The organism is Lactobacillus sp. 23-2, from assembly GCF_044902225.1.
GTDB lineage: Bacteria > Bacillota > Bacilli > Lactobacillales > Lactobacillaceae > Lactobacillus > Lactobacillus absianus.
Genome location: NZ_JAOQBX010000004.1, coordinates 113,773 through 131,811, shown reverse-complemented (window position 1 = coordinate 131,811; position 18,039 = coordinate 113,773). Strand labels below are relative to the sequence as shown.

16 protein-coding genes and 1 tRNA gene are annotated in these 18,039 nt (G+C 52.6%); 16 read left to right on the top strand and 1 reads right to left on the bottom strand.

Annotation, left to right across the window (positions count from 1 at the left end; all coding sequences use genetic code 11):
• The 3 genes from OCH80_RS02950 to OCH80_RS02940 form a co-directional block, all read left to right on the top strand.
• The coding region (locus tag OCH80_RS02950) for an RNA-guided endonuclease TnpB family protein (RefSeq protein WP_404537762.1) at positions 1 to 452 on the top strand (452 nt) is incomplete at its 5' end.
• Between the two features lie 291 nt (positions 453 to 743).
• Positions 744 to 1,955 (top strand): glucose PTS transporter subunit IIA, encoded by a 1,212-nt coding sequence (locus OCH80_RS02945; RefSeq protein WP_404537760.1) that lies wholly within the window; start codon positions 744 to 746, stop codon positions 1,953 to 1,955.
• 85 nt (positions 1,956 to 2,040) lie between these two features.
• Positions 2,041 to 3,531: a glycoside hydrolase family 1 protein gene (locus OCH80_RS02940; RefSeq protein WP_404537758.1), complete on the top strand. Its 1,491-nt coding sequence runs from the start codon at positions 2,041 to 2,043 to the stop codon at positions 3,529 to 3,531.
• Positions 3,532 to 3,614: 83 nt separating this feature from the next.
• Here the strand turns inward: OCH80_RS02940 and OCH80_RS02935 are convergent, their stop codons facing one another.
• Positions 3,615 to 3,833, bottom strand: a complete 219-nt coding sequence (locus tag OCH80_RS02935; RefSeq protein ID WP_404537756.1) for a hypothetical protein — start codon at positions 3,831 to 3,833, stop codon at positions 3,615 to 3,617.
• A 45-nt stretch (positions 3,834 to 3,878) separates the two neighbouring features.
• On the opposite strand from OCH80_RS02935, the gene OCH80_RS02930 reads away from it, so the two are divergent.
• From OCH80_RS02930 to rlmD, 13 genes are all read left to right on the top strand, one after another.
• A complete protein-coding gene (locus OCH80_RS02930; protein ID WP_404537754.1) occupies positions 3,879 to 4,337 on the top strand; it encodes a SprT family protein in 459 nt (152 codons plus the stop codon).
• A gap of 70 nt (positions 4,338 to 4,407) precedes the next feature.
• Positions 4,408 to 4,496: transfer RNA gene (locus tag OCH80_RS02925), tRNA-Leu, on the top strand.
• A gap of 166 nt (positions 4,497 to 4,662) precedes the next feature.
• The gene (locus OCH80_RS02920) at positions 4,663 to 5,292 is read left to right on the top strand and encodes an ECF transporter S component (protein ID WP_404537752.1); all 630 of its coding nucleotides are present in this window, start codon (positions 4,663 to 4,665) and stop codon (positions 5,290 to 5,292) included.
• 21 nt (positions 5,293 to 5,313) lie between these two features.
• Positions 5,314 to 5,958: a glycoside hydrolase family 73 protein gene (locus OCH80_RS02915; protein WP_404537750.1), complete on the top strand. Its 645-nt coding sequence runs from the start codon at positions 5,314 to 5,316 to the stop codon at positions 5,956 to 5,958.
• Positions 5,959 to 6,063: 105 nt separating this feature from the next.
• Entirely contained in the window at positions 6,064 to 8,370 is a 2,307-nt protein-coding gene (gene pcrA / locus OCH80_RS02910) for a DNA helicase PcrA (RefSeq protein ID WP_404537748.1), read from the top strand.
• 26 nt (positions 8,371 to 8,396) lie between these two features.
• The gene (gene ligA / locus OCH80_RS02905) at positions 8,397 to 10,400 is read left to right on the top strand and encodes an NAD-dependent DNA ligase LigA (RefSeq protein ID WP_404537746.1); all 2,004 of its coding nucleotides are present in this window, start codon (positions 8,397 to 8,399) and stop codon (positions 10,398 to 10,400) included.
• Positions 10,401 to 10,414: 14 nt separating this feature from the next.
• Positions 10,415 to 11,560, top strand: a complete 1,146-nt coding sequence (locus OCH80_RS02900; RefSeq protein WP_404537744.1) for a CamS family sex pheromone protein — start codon at positions 10,415 to 10,417, stop codon at positions 11,558 to 11,560.
• A 12-nt stretch (positions 11,561 to 11,572) separates the two neighbouring features.
• Positions 11,573 to 11,878 carry an Asp-tRNA(Asn)/Glu-tRNA(Gln) amidotransferase subunit GatC gene (gatC, locus tag OCH80_RS02895; protein WP_206987674.1) on the top strand — a complete coding sequence of 102 codons (306 nt, stop codon included), beginning with the start codon at positions 11,573 to 11,575 and terminating at the stop codon, positions 11,876 to 11,878.
• A complete protein-coding gene (gene gatA, locus OCH80_RS02890) occupies positions 11,878 to 13,320 on the top strand; it encodes an Asp-tRNA(Asn)/Glu-tRNA(Gln) amidotransferase subunit GatA (protein ID WP_154546898.1) in 1,443 nt (480 codons plus the stop codon). The genes gatC and gatA overlap by 1 nt, the downstream gene beginning before the upstream one ends.
• 5 nt (positions 13,321 to 13,325) lie before the next feature.
• Complete coding sequence (gene gatB / locus OCH80_RS02885; protein WP_154546899.1) at positions 13,326 to 14,756, top strand: Asp-tRNA(Asn)/Glu-tRNA(Gln) amidotransferase subunit GatB; 1,431 nt, start codon at positions 13,326 to 13,328, stop codon at positions 14,754 to 14,756.
• Between the two features lie 32 nt (positions 14,757 to 14,788).
• Positions 14,789 to 15,715 carry a diacylglycerol kinase family lipid kinase gene (locus tag OCH80_RS02880; RefSeq protein ID WP_404537741.1) on the top strand — a complete coding sequence of 309 codons (927 nt, stop codon included), beginning with the start codon at positions 14,789 to 14,791 and terminating at the stop codon, positions 15,713 to 15,715.
• 58 nt (positions 15,716 to 15,773) lie between these two features.
• Complete coding sequence (locus tag OCH80_RS02875; RefSeq protein WP_154546901.1) at positions 15,774 to 16,493, top strand: TMEM175 family protein; 720 nt, start codon at positions 15,774 to 15,776, stop codon at positions 16,491 to 16,493.
• Entirely contained in the window at positions 16,480 to 17,829 is a 1,350-nt protein-coding gene (rlmD, locus tag OCH80_RS02870; RefSeq protein WP_404537739.1) for a 23S rRNA (uracil(1939)-C(5))-methyltransferase RlmD, read from the top strand. Before OCH80_RS02875 ends, rlmD begins: the two co-directional genes overlap by 14 nt.
• Positions 17,830 to 18,039: the final 210 nt, after the last annotated feature.

Sequence of the window (18,039 nt, the reverse complement as noted above, 5' to 3'; positions counted from 1 at the left end):
AAGCATGCTATCGGAAGGCTGGCAATATCCAAAACGACCTGATCCAGAAGTTTACGACTGAACTGGTTAGAGACTATGACAAGATCGTAATCGAAAATCTGTCTGTCAAGGGCATGCTGATGAGCCATGTAGCCTCTAAAGGCGTGCATCGGTCAATGTTTGGCAAGTTTAAGCAGATCTTGACCTACAAGTGCGATTGGTACGGCAAGGAGCTTATTTTGGCAAACAAGCTGTATCCATCCACTCAGCGCTGTGCAGCCTGTGGCAACGTCAAGAAGGGCGATGAAAAGATCACCCTTTCTGGCAATAAAAAGCATGGCACCAAGCACAATGAATACGTGTGCTACAACGAAAAATGCCCGAACTACAACAAGGTTGTAGATCGGGACAAGAATGCGATGCTTAGTCTTTTAGCGCTGGTTGAGCATCCAGAATTGAATAAGGCGCTATAAATTCAAAAAGTGAAGTTAAGGCTGTGGCTTCGGCCATAGTCATGCGGGTTAGCTGTACCCGAGGATTGGCGAGAGCCTTTCCATGAAGTTGCAAGAGTGGTACGCAAGTGCCTGCGCTGGTCAATACGATTACCTCCTAGTTGAGATATCGGAATACCAGTGATGACGGCAATAAGAAAAATGTTTGTGAGCAAAGCGTCAAAGCTGATGTGTAGGGTCAATAGCATTAGACCTCTGTGATTCCATTAGTCCAAATTAAAATACACATCTACACACATTTTTCGCAGCTGGATGCCAACTGATGTTAAGATGTTCGCCGTTCCATTCTTCACGCTTTTGATCTCAGTGCCTTTGTCAATCCTGCTGATCGGGCCGGTAGCCAACACGCTGGCTGTCTGGGTCGGGGTTGCCTTCCAAGCCATCTACAAGTTCAGCCCAATCCTTTACGGGGTTGTCCTGGGGGCTCTCTGGCAAGTCCTGGTTATGTTCGGTCTGCACTGGGGCCTGGTTCCTTTGGCAATCATGGACCTGGCGCAAAAGGGCTGGTCAGTGCTGCTCAACCCTTCAGTAGCGATCTGCTTCGCGCAAACTGGTGCCTTGGCTGCCATCATGATCAAGACCAAGGAAAAGAAAGTCAAGGAACTCGCTACCCCAGCCTTGGTTTCCTCAATCTTCGGGGTTACTGAACCAGCCATCTACGGGATTACCCTGCCAATGAAGACGCCATTTATCATGACTTGCGTTGCTGGGGCCATCCAAGGCGCTTACTGTGGCTTGACCAACGTAACTGCTTACGCCATGGGCGGGATGGGGATCTTCCTTTTCCCTTCATACATCAACCCTAAGACCGGTTCCTTCTCCAGCGTCATCAACCTGGCTATCTGCTCAGTCATCTCACTGGTTCTGGGCTTTGCCTTGACGATGATGACTAAGATCCCAACCCTTTACGGGGAACCTGAAGCTGCGGCAACTGGCGCCGTAGCAACCCACACGGCAACCGCGGCCAACAACGCTGCTGCCAACCAGCCAGAAATCGTTGAATCCGGCGTTAAGGCCGAAACTTTGCTGGCTCCGCTTGCCGGCAAGGCCATCAAGTTAAGCGAAGTCAAGGATGACGTTTTTGCCTCAGGCGCCATGGGCAAAGGGGCAGCCGTTGAGCCAGCTGAAGGCGTTCTGCGCGCCCCAGCTGCCGGGACCATTCAAATGATCTTCCCAACTGGCCACGCGGTCGGCATGAAGACCGACAACGGGGCGGAAATCTTGATGCACTTGGGGATGGACACGGTCAACCTCCAAGGCAAGGGCTTTGAAACCGTCGTTGAAAAGGGCCAGCATGTCAAGGCTGGCGATGTCTTGGTCAACTTCGACCTGGAAGGGATCAAGAAGCAGGGCTACGACATGACCACGCCGGTCGTCGTAACCAACAGCAAGGACTACCAGGCTGTTGAAGCAGTCGCTGAAGGCGAAGTCAAGCCTGGCGACAAGTTCCTGGACCTGCGCTAGCACAGCTTGCCAGTCTAAAAAATACTGTCTGAAAACAACTTTTTGATGTGAAAACACGTTCCTGCTGAGAAAAGGAGTGCCAAAAATGCAAGAGACTTTTCCAAAGAATTTTTTATGGGGCGGCGCCACTGCCGCCAACCAGTATGAAGGCGCGTACGATGAAGATGGCAAGGGCTTGTCGACTGCCGACGTGATGACCAACGGCTCACATACGCAAGCCCGCAAGATTACCTGGATCAAGCCAGAAACTGGCGAGACCGGCTATGTCGAATTGAGCTTCCAAAAGCCGATGAACTTCCCTGAAGGCGCCGTGCCTGCCGTCTTGGATGGCTGCTACTACCCAAGCCATACTGGGACTGACTTCTACCACCACTACGAAGAAGACATCAAGCTGATGGGCGAGATGGGCTTCAAGGTCTTCCGCTTGTCAATCAATTGGTCCCGCGTCTTCCCGAACGGCGATGACGCTGAGCCAAACGAAAAAGGCTTGGAATTCTATGAAAAAGTCTTTAAGGAATGCCGCAAGTACGGCATTGAGCCGCTGGTCACCCTGTCGCACTATGAGACTCCTTTGAACTTGGCCATCAAGTACAATGGCTGGACCGACAGACGCGTGATCGACTTCTACGTCAACTACGCCAAAACGGTGATGAAGCGCTACAAGGGCCTGGTCAAGTACTATCTGACTTTCAATGAGATCAACTGCATCTATATGGCGCCATTTTTGGCCGCCGGCATCATGACTGACGATGAGCAAAGCAAGGCTCAAGGCGCGCACAACCAATTCCTGGCCAGTGCTTTGACGGTCAAGGCCGCCCGGGAGATCGATCCGGAAATCAAGGTCGGGCAAATGCTGGCTTACCAGCCGGTCTACGCCTTGACGGCTGATCCGGCTGACCAGCTGACGGCTTTGAAGCAAATGGACCGGACCCTGTTCTACAGCGACGTGCAGACTGGCGGGCGCTATCCAGACTGGATCTGGAAGGACTATGAGGCCAAGGGCATCAAGCTGGCTGACCAAGCGGGTGACTACGAACTTTTAGCCAAATACCCAGTCGACTTCCTGAGCTTCTCTTGCTACTCATCTTCAACGACGACGACCCACAATGATGGCGAAAACGCCAGCGGCAACCTGCTTGGCGGCGTCAAGAACCCATATCTTAAGACCAATGACTGGGGCTGGGCAATTGACCCAGACGTGCTCCGCATTGCCTTGAACCAGCTCTGGGACAGATATCACAAGCCTTTGTGGATCGTGGAAAACGGGATCGGCGTCAATGACCAGGTCGCGGCCGATGGCAAGATTCACGACAAGGAACGCATCTCCTACCTGCAGCAGAACATTGCTTCAATGCGTGATGCCGTAAATCTTGATGGCATTGACCTCATGGGCTATACCATGTGGGGATGCATCGACCTGGTTTCTGCCGGGACCGGGGAAATGCGCAAGCGCTATGGCTTCGTCTACGTTGACCGCGATGACCGGGGGCAAGGCAGCTTGAAGCGGCTGCCAAAGGACTCCTTCTACTGGTACAAGAAAGTCATTGCCAGTGATGGCGCTGAGCTGTCAGACTAGTAATTCAACTTCCTCTAATTTAAGAAACAAAAATCAAAAACTTCAATTCCTGAATTGTTAAAATATCGGTCTCCTCAAGCTCCTTATGTTAAGACATTGATGCTTAACAAGAAGCGGCTTACAAACTCATCTAAATTAGATGAGTTTTTTGCTTTCGGCAAGCGAATATGGGAGAAACCGCCGCAGTAGGGTACTTTTCGGGAGTCAAAAGTGGAAAAATGCCCAAATAAGCCCAAAATCTCGAAGTCCATTCCCGAAAAGTTCCCAACTGGCGCTCCAGTCCCTGCAACTACTGCATCCAAGACCCAAAAGCTCCTTTACGGGGAATTTTTTGCTAAACTAGGAGCATGAATGAAGCAGAATTGCAAAAATTGGTTGAAGAAATCTCGATAAAAGCTTTTGGCCGTCCCTTTGTCCACCAGGTTAAGATCAACCGGCGGATGAAAACGACCGGGGGGCGCTACCACCTGGATGACCACCATCTGGAAATCAACGCCCACTTTTTGGAGGCGGAAAACCGCCAGTATCTGGCCGGCATCATCAAGCATGAGCTGACCCACTATCACTTGCACTTGCTGGGCCTAGGCTACCAGCACAAAGATCATGACTTCAAGGTCCTCTTAAAGCGGGTAGGGGGGTCACGCTACGCGCCAAATATTGGCCAGGGCCGCCGGCAGCAGCGGAAGTACCTCTACCAGTGCCAAAAGTGCGGCCTGAAGTATCCCCGCGTGCGGAGAATCAATACCCGCTGCTATTTCTGCGGCCGCTGCGGTGGCCAGTTGCGCCTGGTGGAGCACTTGAACTAGCCCTTGGTCAAGAAAAAATCCCCCTAGCCCTTGCACATTTTATAAGACATGGTATACTAATACTTGTGTCGCGGGCTTGGCGGAATTGGCAGACGCGCAAGACTAAGGATCTTGTGACCGCTTTAGGTCGTGGAAGTTCAAGTCTTCTAGTCCGCACCATCAGGGAGTCGTTGGAAAACGGCTCCTTTTTTGTGTCTATTTTTAGGCCTTTTATGTGCAGATTCCTTTATGCTATAGTATTCTCGTGAGTATCATCAAGCAAATATAAAACTAGTGTACATATATAATTAAAAGCAAAGGAATCAGAGGATAGGAATCTAGAAACATGAATAATTCTGCTAAGAGGAAGCAAACCCTTAATGTGACGATTACAGCAGTTTTTACGGCAATTCTGCTGCTGGAGGCCTTTATTCCCAATATCGGGAACATCACCATCTTTCCAGGCCTGCCGACGATCACCATCATCCCTTTGACGGTAGCGGTCTATGCCTGCCTGATGGGGCCAAAGGCTGGTGCCGGCTTTGGTCTGGCCTGGGGCCTGACCAGCTTGATCCGGGCCTACGCGGCTCCCAACAGCCTGGTGACCATCCTGTTGTTTCAAAATCCGGTCATCTGTCTTTTGCCCCGGGTCTTAGCCGGTTATTTGGCAGGCTTGATTATTTTGCCTTTTAAAAAGCAGGCCAAGACAGACAAAGGCTTGATTGCGGGTTATACTTTGAGTGGATTGACTGCTTCCATTGCCAACACCCTCTTGGTCATCCTGCTGTCAGCCGCCTTTTACTGGAACGACCCGGGCAAATTGCTCGGGGCCTTAGGCCAAAGCGGATCAAGCAAGTCGTTGCTGATCGTTTTGCTGACGGCGCTTGGGGCCAGTGGGACAGTGGAAGCCCTCTTCAGCGGAATCGTGACGCCGATTGTCGCCGCGCCGCTTAGCCACCGCTTAAAGCGCAGATAGAAACAGGAAATGAATGATTAAATGGCAGCACACAGAAAAAAGAACAAGCAAACGCTGATTATTTTGGTCAAAGTCTTCGGGATTCTGGTCATTTGCATGGTGCTCTTCGTCGGCTTTCGCTACTACCGCCGCCAGGCCATCCAGCAGGAGCAGATCCGCCAGGAGCAGCAGGCCCAAAAGGAAGCAGCCGAGAAGCTGGAGCGCCAGCGCAAGCAGTTTATCAAGACCATTGCTCCCGTAGCCCAAAAGGTAGACAAGTCCTACGACCTCTTGCCGAGCATCACGATTGCCCAGGCCTGCCTTGAAAGCAACTATGGGCAAAGCCAGCTGGCCCAGAAATACAACAACCTTTTTGGGGTTAAGAGCAGCAACAAGTATACTTCCGCGGTCATGACGACCAAGGAATATACCAATGGCAAATGGGTCACGGTCAAGGGCCGCTTTCAGATCTATGACTCTTATGAGGCCGCCATCCGGGCTCATGCCCGCCTCTTCCAGAATGGGACGGACTGGAACAAGGACCAGTACAAGGACGTCAAGGCAGCCAAGGACTACAAGAGCCAGGCCAAGGCCCTGGTAACCGATGGCTACGCGACTGATCCGGACTACGCGACCAAGCTGATCGACCTGATTGAGCAGTACAAGCTGAACCAGTACGACCAGTAAAATACAGAAAAGCAGCAAGCGAAAACGACAGCTGCCGGCTGAGCCGGCGGCTGTTTTTTGCTATAATAGGTGAGCTGATATTTTTCGATTTGGAAAGGAACACGCATGACTGAAGCAACGATTTTACAAGGATTGAATCCGCAGCAAGTAGAAGCCGTCAAGACGACTGAAGGTCCACTCTTGGTAATTGCCGGGGCGGGAAGTGGCAAGACTTCCGTATTGACCCGCCGGATTGCCTACTTGGTTGAAGAAAAGAGGGTCGCTCCTTGGAATATCCTGGCCATCACCTTTACCAACAAGGCCGCGGCCGAAATGCGGGAAAGAGAGCTGGGACTGCTGGGCGAAGACGCGCGCTCCATCTGGATGTCCACCTTCCACGCCCTCTGCGTCCGCGTCCTGCGCCGGGACGGGGACCAGATCGGCTATGACCGCAACTTTTCAATTGCCGACCCGTCCGAGCAATTGACCTTGGTCAAGCGGATCCTGCGCCAGCTGGACCTGGATCCCAAGCTTTACGTCCCAAGAAACGTCCTGTCCCAAATTTCCAACGCCAAAAACAGCCTGCTGAAGCCAAAGCAGTACGCCGAAATTGCCCGCGGGCCGTTTGAAAAGGTAGTGGCAGACGTCTACAAGCAGTACCAGGCCAGTCTGGAGCGCGACCAGATCATGGATTTCGACGACCTGATCATGCAGACCCTGGAACTGTTCAAGTCCAATCCAGAGACTCTGCGCTACTATCAGAACAAGTTCCGCTATATTCTGGTAGATGAATACCAGGACACCAACGAGGCCCAATACGAGCTCTGCCGCCTGCTGGCTGCCGGCTATCACAACATCTGCGTAGTCGGGGATGCCGACCAGTCCATTTACGGCTGGCGCGGGGCCAATATGGAGAACATCCTCAATTTTGAAAAAGACTACAAGAACGCCAAGACGGTCAAGCTGGAGCAGAACTACCGGTCAACCGGCCACATCTTAAAGGCTGCCAACGCCGTAATTGACCACAATGAGCACCGGAAGGCCAAAAGACTGTGGACTGACAAGGGCGACGGGGAAAAGGTCCACTACTACCAGGCCCAAAGCGACCGTGACGAAACCCACTACGTCTTGTCCAAGATCAAGGAAGAGGTCAAGGACAAGGGCAGAAAGTACGGCGACTTTGCCATCCTCTACCGGACCAACGCCCAGTCCAGAGGGATGGAAGAAGCACTGGTTGAAGCCAACGTCCCTTACCAGATCGTCGGGGGCCACAAGTTCTACGACCGCAAGGAAATCATGGACGTCATGGCCTACTTGAAACTGGTAGCCAATCCAAGCGACTCAATGAGCTTCAACCGGATCATCAACGTGCCAAAGCGGGGCATCGGGGCGGCAACGACCGCCAAGCTGCTGGCTTTCGCGGATCAGATCAATTGCGGGATTGGCGAAGCCATGCGCAACGTGGAGGTCTCTGAGGTCTCCAATGCCGCGGCCAAGAAGATTCTGGCCTTCAGCGACCACCTGCAGGACTGCATTGAGTTTGCCCAGGACCACACGGTAACCGACCTGACGGCCAAGATCCTGAACGACTTTGGCTACTTGGATGACCTTAAGCAGCAGGAGGCCCAAGGGTCTTTGGAAGCTGAAACCCGCCTGGACAACTTGAAGGAATTTACGACCGTCACCCAGCGCTTTGACAGCAGCTATGAGCCGGAAGATGAGGACGCAAGCCGTCTCAGCGACTTCCTGGCGGAAGTTTCGCTCTTGAGTGACCAGGACGATCTGGAAGAAGGGGCGGACCACATCACTTTGATGACTCTGCACGCGGCCAAGGGGCTGGAGTTCCCGGTCGTCTTCTTGATTGGGATGGAAGACGGGATCTTCCCGCTCAGCCGGGCCATCAACGACCAGGATCCTAGCCAGCTGGAAGAAGAGCGGCGGCTGGCCTATGTGGGGATTACCCGGGCCAGGGAAGAGCTCTTTTTGACTTCGGCCTACACCAGAATGATGTACGGGAGCAAGCAGTACAACCCGCAGTCCCGCTTTATCGGCGAAATCAATGATGAGGACCTGGAAACAGAGGCTGGCTCAGCGCCAAGCAAGTCTGCCGCTTCCAGCTTCCTGGACCTGGACATCGCAGCCGCTGCTCCATTTGCCAAGCGGGCCCAGCGGGCTGGCTACTCCAGCTACAAGTCCCGGCCAAAAGGCGCGGGGCAGGCAGCCAAGCGGACGGCTCAAAAGGCCGCTGGGGCTGTCGGCGCGGAAAAGAAGGGCTGGCATCCGGGCGACCAGGTTGAGCACAAGACCTGGGGCCGGGGCGTGGTCATCAAGGTCAATGGGACCGGCGAAGACATGGAATTGGACATTGCCTTTGCCTCTAAGGGCAAAAAACGGCTTCTGGCTGCCTTTGCCCCAATTAAGAAGGTTGACTGATTCATGACGATTAGCGAGGAAGAATAATGGCTGAGACTTTAGAAGAAGCAAAAAAAGAAGCAGCTGCCTTGCGCAAGCAGCTGGATGAATGGGCAGAAGCTTACTATGCCAAAGACGCACCGGAAGTTGAAGACTATGTCTATGACCAAAAGTACCAGCGGCTTCTGGATCTGGAAAATGCCTTTCCAGCCTTGCGAAGCAGCGACTCCATCACGCAGAGGGTTGGCGGCAGCGTCAACAGCGATCTGCCCAAGGTTGAGCACCCAGTGCCGATGCTGTCCATGGGCGACGTCTTTTCCAAGGAAGAGCTGCGGGACTTTGACCAGCGGATGCAAAAGGCGGTTGGCCATCCAGTAACCTACAATGTCGAATTGAAGATCGACGGTCTGTCTCTGTCTTTGGAATACCAAGACGGCAAGCTCTTCAGGGCTTCAACGCGGGGCAATGGCCGGGTCGGCGAAGACGTGACGAGCAACGTCCGCTACATCAAGGATATCCCCCAGACTTTGCCCCAGAAGCTGACGACCGAAGTCCGGGGCGAGTGCTACATGGGCAAGGAAGCCTTTGCCAAGCTTAACCAGGAGCGCGACGACCAGGGAGAGACGGTTTTTGCCAATCCAAGAAACGCGGCGGCGGGCTCTTTGCGCCAGCTTGACCCCAAGGTGACCAAGAAGCGGCAATTGAGCACCTTCATCTACACCTGGGTCAACCCGCCCGAGGGCATCAGCAGCCAGCACCAGGCCATCCAGGAACTGGCTAAGCTGGGCTTTCACACCAATGAGACTGGCCGCAAGCTGGCCAGCCTGGAAGAAGTCTTTGACTATATCGATGAATACACTAAGAAGCGCGACAGCCTGGTCTACGGGATCGACGGCATCGTCTTGAAAGTCGACGACCTGGCCCTCCAGCAGGAACTGGGCAACACGGTCAAGGTCCCAAGGTGGGAAATTGCCTACAAGTTCCAGCCTGAAGAGGAGGAGACCATTGTCCGCGACATTGAATGGACCGTCGGTCGGACTGGCGTCGTCACGCCAACGGCCGTCATGGATCCAGTCCAGCTGGCTGGCACGACGGTTGCCAGAGCCTCCCTGCACAACCCAGACCTCTTGCAGAAGCTGGGAGTCAGACTGGGCGACACGGTCAAGCTGCACAAGGCCGGGGACATCATTCCGGAAATTTCGGAAGTCGTCTTGAGCAAGCGGCCAGCGGATTCAAAGGAATACGAAATTCCGGCCGAGTGTCCTTCCTGCGGCCACAAGCTGGTCCACCTGAACGATGAAGTAGCCCTGCGCTGCATCAACCCGTCCTGCCCGGCTCAAGTTGAAGAAGGGATCACCCACTTTGCTTCAAGACAAGCGATGAACATTGCGGGGCTTGGCCCCAAGATCGTCAAGCAGCTGATTGACAAGGGTCTGGTTCACAACGTGGCTGACCTTTACTATCTGACCGCGGATGACTTGAGCCAGCTGGACCACTTCAAGGAAAAGTCCATCAACAAGCTGCTGGCGGCAATCGCGGCCAGCAAGCAGAATTCGGTCGAATTGCTCCTGTTTGGTCTGGGGATTGACGGCATCGGCGGCAAGGTGGCCCAACTGATTGCCCAGAAATTTAAAAATATGTCTAAAATCATGCAGGCAAGCGTGCAAGATCTGACCGCAATCGATACAATAGGGATGACGATTGCTGAATCTTTGACGGCCTACTTCAAGCAGGCGGAAGCGCAAGCACTGGTTGACCAGCTGCGGCAAGCCGGAGTCAACATGGACTACCTGGGGCCAGCAGCACCAGAAGCGGCCGCGGACAACTTCTTCAAGGGCAAGACCGTGGTCTTGACCGGGAAACTGGCCCACTACACCAGAAGCGAGTTCACCAAGAAGCTGGAAACGCTTGGAGCCAAGGTGACCGGCTCAGTTTCCAAGAAGACGAACTGTCTGATTTACGGCGAAGATGCCGGATCCAAGCTCGCCAAGGCCGAGAAGCTGGGCATTCAGCGCCTGAGCGAAGCGGAAGCAATCTCTGAGATCGAGTAGAAGGACACAAGACAGTGAAGAAATTTATACAAGCGTTAGGATTGGCCGGCTGCGTTTTGCTGCTGACCGCTTGTGGCAACCTGAAGAATTCAGACCTGGCAAGCAATTCAACCACTACGACGACTAAAAGCAAGAAATATTCGACGACTGCCACCAGCGAAGGCGGCTACTCCGTGCTTTTGAAGAAAGGGGTCTACAAGACCAGTCCCATCTCTGGCCTGGAGGCCACCAACTATGACAACAGCGTTGACGAGACCGCGATGGAGCGCGGCTTGATCCGGATTTCCAAGAAGGTCTTTTCAACCAAGAGCTACGTCATTCAAGAAGGGCAGCAGCTGGACGAAAATACGGTTACGGACTGGCTGGGACGTTATTCTAAGTCCAACAAGGCCGGCCTCAACCCGGTCAACAATGGCAAGAAGAGCTCCAGCACGCGCAACCCGGTCATCCTCCAGCAGATTATGGAAGAGGACTTCTACACCAGGACCGCCAGCGGCTACAAGCTGGCCGGCATCAGCCTCAGCCTGGGCCTGAACTCAGTTGACTACTACACCAACACGACTGGCGGGACGGAATACAGCACCGATATCTCCTTAGCCAAGCGCCGAAGCTTTGGGCAAAAGACGGCCAATACGATCGTTGAGCGCCTGCACGCCAAGAAGAAGCTGAAGAATATCCCAATCATGGTTGGTCTCTTCTCCAAGACCGATACCGACTCATTAGTTGGGGGAACTTACTTCTCTTATGGGACAGCTAGTGCAAATAGTAGTAAAATAACTAAATGGAATTCTGTGAATGAAAAGACACAGGTTTTACCGACTGTAGACAATGCTAAGGCCATCAGTGCCAGCGATGAATCGAAGTTCACCAGTTTCAAGGATGAAATCGAAGACTACTTCCCGAACGTTTCCGGCGTGACCGCGACCTTGCGGTATGTGGACGGGAAACTGTCTTACGAGAGCATCGCGATTACGACCCAGTTCTATGGCTACCTGCAGGTACAGAGCTTCGCGGAAATGGTCAAGACCAGAGCCCAGAAGTATCTGTCGCAGAGCGCTCCGGTCGAAATCACCATTTCTTCAGTCAACGACACGCAAGCGGTCGTCTCTAAGGAAACGGCAACTGGCGCTTATCACATGCACGTTTATGGCGGTAATTAGGGAGGTACATAAGTGGAAAAGGTAACTAAAGATACCATCAAGCACGTTGCTGCTTTGGCACAGCTTGAATTCAACGAGGAAGAACTGGAAAAGTTCACCCCGCAAATGGGCAAAATTTTGGAAATGGCAGAAGAACTGCAAGCAGTTGACACTACTGGCGTTGAAGAAACCGTACAAGTAGTCGACCGGGACACCGTCTTCCGTGAAGACGAGCCTGAACATTGGCAAACTCGCGACGAAATGATGAAGAACGTTCCTGAAAAGAGCAACGGCTTTGTCAAGGTACCTGTAATTATCAATAAGGACGATAACCAATAATGAACTACTTACACGAAACAATTGATTCTTTAAACGACAAGTTGAAGAAGGGCGAAATCACCGCCGACCAATTGACTGCGGACACGCTCGCCAACATTAAGAAGACTGAAGACAAGGTCAATGCCTTCATTACGGTTGATGAAAATGCCAAGCCAGCCGAAGACCTGAACTTTGACAACAAGCTGGCCGGGATTCCAATCGCCGTTAAGGACAACATCATCACCAACGGCCTTAAGACTACGGCTGCCAGCCACATCCTGGACAACTTCGTGCCAGTTTACGAATCAACGGTGGTAGGCAAGCTGAAGGCTGCCCAAGCTACGGTGATCGGCAAGACCAACATGGACGAATTCGCCATGGGTTCATCAACTGAAACCTCATACTTTGGCGACACCAAGAACCCTTGGAATTTGAACAAGGTTCCTGGCGGTTCATCCGGTGGTTCAGCTGCGGCCGTTGCTTCCGGTGAAGTCGTTGCTGCCCTTGGGAGCGACACTGGTGGCTCAATCCGCCAGCCAGCTTCCTTCAACGGGATCTTCGGGATCAAGCCGACTTACGGCCGCGTATCCCGTTGGGGGCTGATTGCCTTTGCTTCATCTTTGGACCAAATCGGCGTAATGAGCAAGCGGGTCAAGGACTCAGCTGAAGTCTTGAACGTCATCGCTGGCGGCGACGACCGCGACGCGACCGTTTCCGAGCAAGCCGTTCCTGACTACACGAGCTTTTTGGGCAAGGACGTCAAGGGGCTGCGCGTAGCCGTTCCTAAGGAATACATGAGCGATGCCGTTGAAGAAGGCGTCCGCAAGGCCGTGCAAAAGCAGATCGACACTTTGAAGGAAGCCGGCGCGGTCATCAACGAAGTCTCATTGCCACACACCAAGTACGTGGTGCCAACTTACTACATCATCGCTTCCAGTGAAGCTTCATCAAACCTGGAACGCTTCGACGGGATCCGCTACGGTTTCCGGGCTGAAGCCAAGAATTTGGACGAAGTTTACCTGAACACCCGCTCAGAAGGCTTTGGCGATGAAGTCAAGCGCCGGATCATGCTGGGGTCATTTGCCCTGTCAGCCGGTGCCTACGACAAGTTCTTCCTGCAGGCGGCCAAGGTTAGAACCTTGATCTGCGAAGACTTCGACAAGATCTTTGAAGACAATGACGTGATCGTTGGGCCAGTTTCAACGGAAACCGCCTTCGACTTGAACTCAGAAATCACTGACCCAATCAAGATGTACAACAACGACATCCTGACCATTTCAGCCAACATGGCTGGTATCCCAGCTGCCAGCGTGCCAGCCGGCTTAAGCGAAACCACCGGCATGCCTGTTGGCTTCCAAATCATGGGCAAGCGCTTCGACGAAGGCCACGTCTTCCAAGTCGCCGACTTCATCGAACGCAGCAACAAGTTCTACGAACAAACACCAGCTGGATTGGAGGATTAATTTAAATGAATTTTACGTCAACTATCGGTCTTGAAGTCCACTTTGAATTGAAGACTAAGAGTAAGATCTTTTCACCTTCACCAGTAACCTACGGGGCCAAGCCAAACACGGAAACCAACGTAATTGACTGGGGCTACCCAGGCACTTTGCCAATGGTCAACAAGGAAGTCTACCGGCTGGGCTTGATGGTCGCTTTGGCAACCCACTCCCATATCAACCCGGTAACCCACTTTGACCGGAAGAACTACTTCTACCCAGACAACCCAAAGGCTTACCAGATCACCCAATTCTTCAAGCCACTGGCTGAAAACGGCTATGTTGAAGTCGAAGTTCACGGCAAGAAGAAGAAGATCCACATCCACGAAATGCACATCGAAGAAGACGCCGGCAAGAACACCCACGGGACCAACGGCTTCTCATACGTTGACTACAACCGTCAAGGGGTGCCATTGCTGGAAGTCGTTTCCGAGCCTGAAATGACTGACCCGGACGAAGCCGTAGCCTACCTGGAAAAGCTGCGTGAAGTCGTGCAATTTACTGGGGCTTCCGACGTTAAGATGGAAGAAGGGTCAATGAGAATTGACACCAACATCTCCATTCGTCCAGCTGGGCAAAAGGAATTCGGGACCAAGGTCGAAATGAAGAACCTGAACTCCTTTGAACACGTTCGCCTGTCCTTGGCTTATGAACAAAAGCGGCAAGAAGCCATCCTGCTGTCAGGCGGCCGGATCCAAATGTCCACCCGCCGTTTTGACACCAACACTGGCAAGACGGTCTTGGAACGTGTCAAGGAAGGGGACGCGGACTACCGTTACTTCCCAGAACCAGACCTGGCTCCATACCATATCAAGCAGGAATGGGTTGACGACATTGCAGCCCACCTGCCAAAGACGGCTGATGAGCGCCGTGACCTGTACATCAATGAATACGGCTTGAAGCCATACGATGCTGGCGTCCTGTTGCAAAGCAAGGAAAGCTCAGACTTCTTTGACCAAACCGTAGCTAATGGCGCTGATCCAAAGCAAGCAGCCAACTGGATGAACACCCAAGTCAACGGCTACTTGAATGAAAAGCACGCAAGCCTGAAGGAAATCGCCTTGACCCCTGCCAACCTGGCAGCGATGATCAAGCTGATTTCTGACGGGACGATCTCCTCCAAGATCGCCAAGAAGGTCTTCGCGGAAACTGTTGCCAACGGCACTGATCCGCAGAAGTACGTTGAAGAAAACGGGATGGCCCAATTGTCAGACGAAAGCGTCCTGGCACCAATGGTCAAGGAAATCGTCGACAACAACCCACAATCAGTTGAAGACTACAAGAACGGCAAGGACCGGGCAATCGGCTTCCTGGTTGGGCAAATCATGAAGCAAACCCGCGGCAAGGCCAACCCAAAGGTTGTCAACAAGCTGCTTTTGGCTGACCTGAACGCCCGTTAATCATAAATTAGTAGGAAATTAAGGTGAGGCAAATGACTAAGAGAGCACGCTTGATCTATAACCCTGTTTCTGGCCATGAGCAGATGCCTAAGAACGTTGCTGATATTTTGGATATTCTGGAGCAGGCCGGCTATGAAGCTAGTGCCTTCAGAACCACCCCAGAAGAATTCAGCGCGCAAAATGAAGCCACTAGAGCGGCCAAGGAAGGCTTTGACCTGGTTGTTGCCGCCGGCGGCGACGGGACCATCAACGAAGTCGTCAGCGGGATCGCCTTCTTGGAAGAAGACGAGCGGCCGCGCATGGCGATCATTCCAGCCGGGACGACCAACGACTACGCCCGGGCCTTGTCAATTCCGCGCGATGACGTGGTGGCGGCCGCGAAGGTGGTCCTGAAGAACAAGGTCCAGAAGATGGACGTGGGCCGGGCTGACTTTAACGACGGCACTAGCAAGTACTTCGTCAACATTGCCGCGGCTGGTTCTTTGGCTGAGCTGACCTATGGGGTTTCATCAGACGTCAAGTCAGCTTTGGGCTATGCCGCCTACTTGATCAAGGGGGCGGAAATGCTGCCGCGCCTGAGCGAATGCGAGATGCGCCTGACTTTTGACAAGGGCGTCTACGAAGGCAAGCTGTCCCTCTTCTTGCTGGGGATGACCAACTCGATCGGTGGTTTTGAAAAGATCATGCCTAACGCGGAACTGAGCGACGGCTACTTCCAGTTGATCGTCGTCAAGCCAAGCGACCCAGGCAATCTGCTCCGCCTGATGGCTTTGGCCATGAACGGGAAGCACGTTGATGATCCAAACATCATCTACACCAAGACCCGGACTTTAAAGGCAGAATTGATTGGGAACAACAAGCACGACAACCTTTCCGTCAACCTGGACGGGGAAGAAGGCGGCAGCTTCCCGGTAATTTTTGAAAACTTAAAGCAGCGGATTGAATTCTACATCGGCTAGAACTGTTATAATAGAGTTTGACTTTGGTCAAACTCTATTTTTGTTATGGGTGTAAGCAATGAAAAGAAAACAAAAGATTGTGGCCAAGGCGCAGCAGCTGAACTTGAGCCAGCAAGAGCAGGAAGAATGGCAGAAGCTGCGTGAGCACCAAAAGCAGGCGCAAGCCCAAGCCGCCAGCAAGTTGGCGGACCACTTGACGACTTTTAATGATGGCGTGATTGCCATTATTATCACGATCGTGGTTCTGGAAATCGAAGCGCCGATCGCGGATCGGGCTTATGGAAATTTCGTTGAGCAGATCGGGATTTATTTGATCTCCTTTTTTGTGGTGGCCAACTTCTGGTATGAAATGCACAAGAATTTCAGCTACTTTATCTGGAAGGCGGATAAATGGACGATGATTTGTGACTTCTGCTTTTTGGCCAGCCTGTCTTTGGTGCCGGTAATGACCAAGTGGCTGATGGATCACTTATCCATGCTAGCCGTGGTTAATTTCGGAATCGTGTACTTTTTGGTTCAAACTTTTGAATTATTGACTGAACGGATGGGGATGCGGGCTTCTTTGCCCCACATTCACTCTTTAAGCCAGATCATGAGCCGGGTGGCCAGAACCAGAATCGTCTGGCTTCTGGTCTTGAATCTGCTCTTTATCGGGATTTCTTTTATCAATCCCCGTTTCGGAATGGTCTTGTACTTAGCCTTTCCAATCATCAACTTTATTGCCCCAGAATATGACCGCCGGCAGCGGTCCAAAGGAGAACAACATGAAGAAAAATGAAATCGTCGAAGTCGAAATCACCGACTTGTCCTATGAAGCCATGGGGGTTGGCCACGTCGATGGGGAAACCGTCTTTGTGAACAACGCTTTGCCTGGCGAAATTGTCAAGGCCAAGATCCTGAAGACCAAGAAGGCCTTTGCTTTTGCCAAGATTGAGGAAATCATCAAGGAAAGTCCCGACCGGGTTAAGGTGCCGCTACGCCAGTATCTGCAAACGGGTCTGGCCAGCCTGGCCCACCTTAAGTATGACAAGCAGCTGGAATTCAAGCAGCAGCAAGTGGCAGGACTCTTGAAGAAGGTTCATTTGGATCAAATCAAGGTCAACGCTACCCTGCCAAGTCCGCTGCAAGACAGCTACCGCAACAAGGCGCAAGTGCCGGTCAGAGAAGTGAATGGCAAGCTGGAAATCGGCTTCTTCCGCCGGCATTCACACGACCTGGTGCCACTGGAAGACTTCTTCACCAATGACAAGGAAATCGACCGCGTCCTGCTGGCAGTGCGCGATATCTTGCGGGAAAACCATGTTCCAGCCTATGATGAAGTCAAGCACCAGGGTGAGGTGCGCTATCTGGAAGTCCGCCGCGGGATCGCGACGGGCGAGATCATGGTCATCCTGGTTTGCCTGCACAAGGAATTTCCAAGGCTGGCCAAGGTGGTTGACGAAATCAAGGAAATTGCCGGGGTCAAGAGCATCTTCTTGAACCACAATCCCAGAAAGACCAACGTGATTTTGGGGACGAGCGACTATCTCCTGTGGGGCAAGCGGTATATCGATGACAAGATTGGCGATTTGACCTTTGAAATCTCACCGCAGTCCTTCTTCCAGATCAACTCTTCCCAAACGCCGCGCCTCTATGACTTGGCGTTCAAGCAGGCAGGCTTGAAGGACAGCGATTTGATCGTTGATGCCTACTCCGGAATCGGGACGATCGGCTTATCAGCGGCCAAGTACGTCAAGGAAGTGCGCGGGGTGGAAGTAGTCAAGGCCGCGGTCAAGGATGCCAAGAACAACGCCCGCATCAACCAGATCCACAACGCCAAGTACTATGCTGGCAAGGCGGAAGACTTGATGCCGAAGTGGGCTGAAAAGGGCCTGAAGACCGACGTGATTTTTGTTGACCCGCCGCGTAAGGGCCTGAGCCCGGACTTTATCGAGGCCGCGGTCAAGACCGGCCCAGAGAAGATCGTCTACATTTCCTGCAACCCGGCAACGCTGGTGCGCGACATGCAGCTGTTCATGGAGAAGGGGTACACGACCGATGAGGTTTCACCAGTTGACATGTTCCCGCAGACCCCGCATGTGGAATGCGTGACCGTGTTGAAAAGAACAAATTGAAAGAGGGCCGAAAAAGCCCGTGTTTAAGCCATTTCTGCGGCATCTGTCTTTCTGAGAAGAGAGGCGGGTGCCGCGTTTTTTATAGAAAAAATGTGAAAGTTGGTCGGGCGTGGCTGTGGGAAGGCTTTTCTGTTTTTCACGAATTCCAAACATGATATACTAAGTATCGAATTGTGCTGATGAGAAATGGATATAATTGCAACTGATTTC

Bases quoted from the DNA above. Each gene is read 5' to 3' on its own strand.
- OCH80_RS02880 (WP_404537741.1), top strand. From the start codon at position 14,789: ATGACTAAGAGAGCACGCTTGATCTATAACCCTGTTTCTGGCCATGAG.
- rlmD (WP_404537739.1), top strand. From the start codon at position 16,480: ATGAAGAAAAATGAAATCGTCGAAGTCGAAATCACCGACTTGTCCTAT.
- OCH80_RS02920 (WP_404537752.1), top strand. From the start codon at position 4,663: ATGAATAATTCTGCTAAGAGGAAGCAAACCCTTAATGTGACGATTACA.
- OCH80_RS02940 (WP_404537758.1), top strand. From the start codon at position 2,041: ATGCAAGAGACTTTTCCAAAGAATTTTTTATGGGGCGGCGCCACTGCC.
- gatA (WP_154546898.1), top strand. From the start codon at position 11,878: ATGAACTACTTACACGAAACAATTGATTCTTTAAACGACAAGTTGAAG.
- OCH80_RS02915 (WP_404537750.1), top strand. From the start codon at position 5,314: ATGGCAGCACACAGAAAAAAGAACAAGCAAACGCTGATTATTTTGGTC.
- OCH80_RS02875 (WP_154546901.1), top strand. From the start codon at position 15,774: ATGAAAAGAAAACAAAAGATTGTGGCCAAGGCGCAGCAGCTGAACTTG.
- ligA (WP_404537746.1), top strand. From the start codon at position 8,397: ATGGCTGAGACTTTAGAAGAAGCAAAAAAAGAAGCAGCTGCCTTGCGC.
- gatB (WP_154546899.1), top strand. From the start codon at position 13,326: ATGAATTTTACGTCAACTATCGGTCTTGAAGTCCACTTTGAATTGAAG.
- pcrA (WP_404537748.1), top strand. From the start codon at position 6,064: ATGACTGAAGCAACGATTTTACAAGGATTGAATCCGCAGCAAGTAGAA.
- OCH80_RS02930 (WP_404537754.1), top strand. From the start codon at position 3,879: ATGAATGAAGCAGAATTGCAAAAATTGGTTGAAGAAATCTCGATAAAA.
- OCH80_RS02945 (WP_404537760.1), top strand. From the start codon at position 744: ATGCCAACTGATGTTAAGATGTTCGCCGTTCCATTCTTCACGCTTTTG.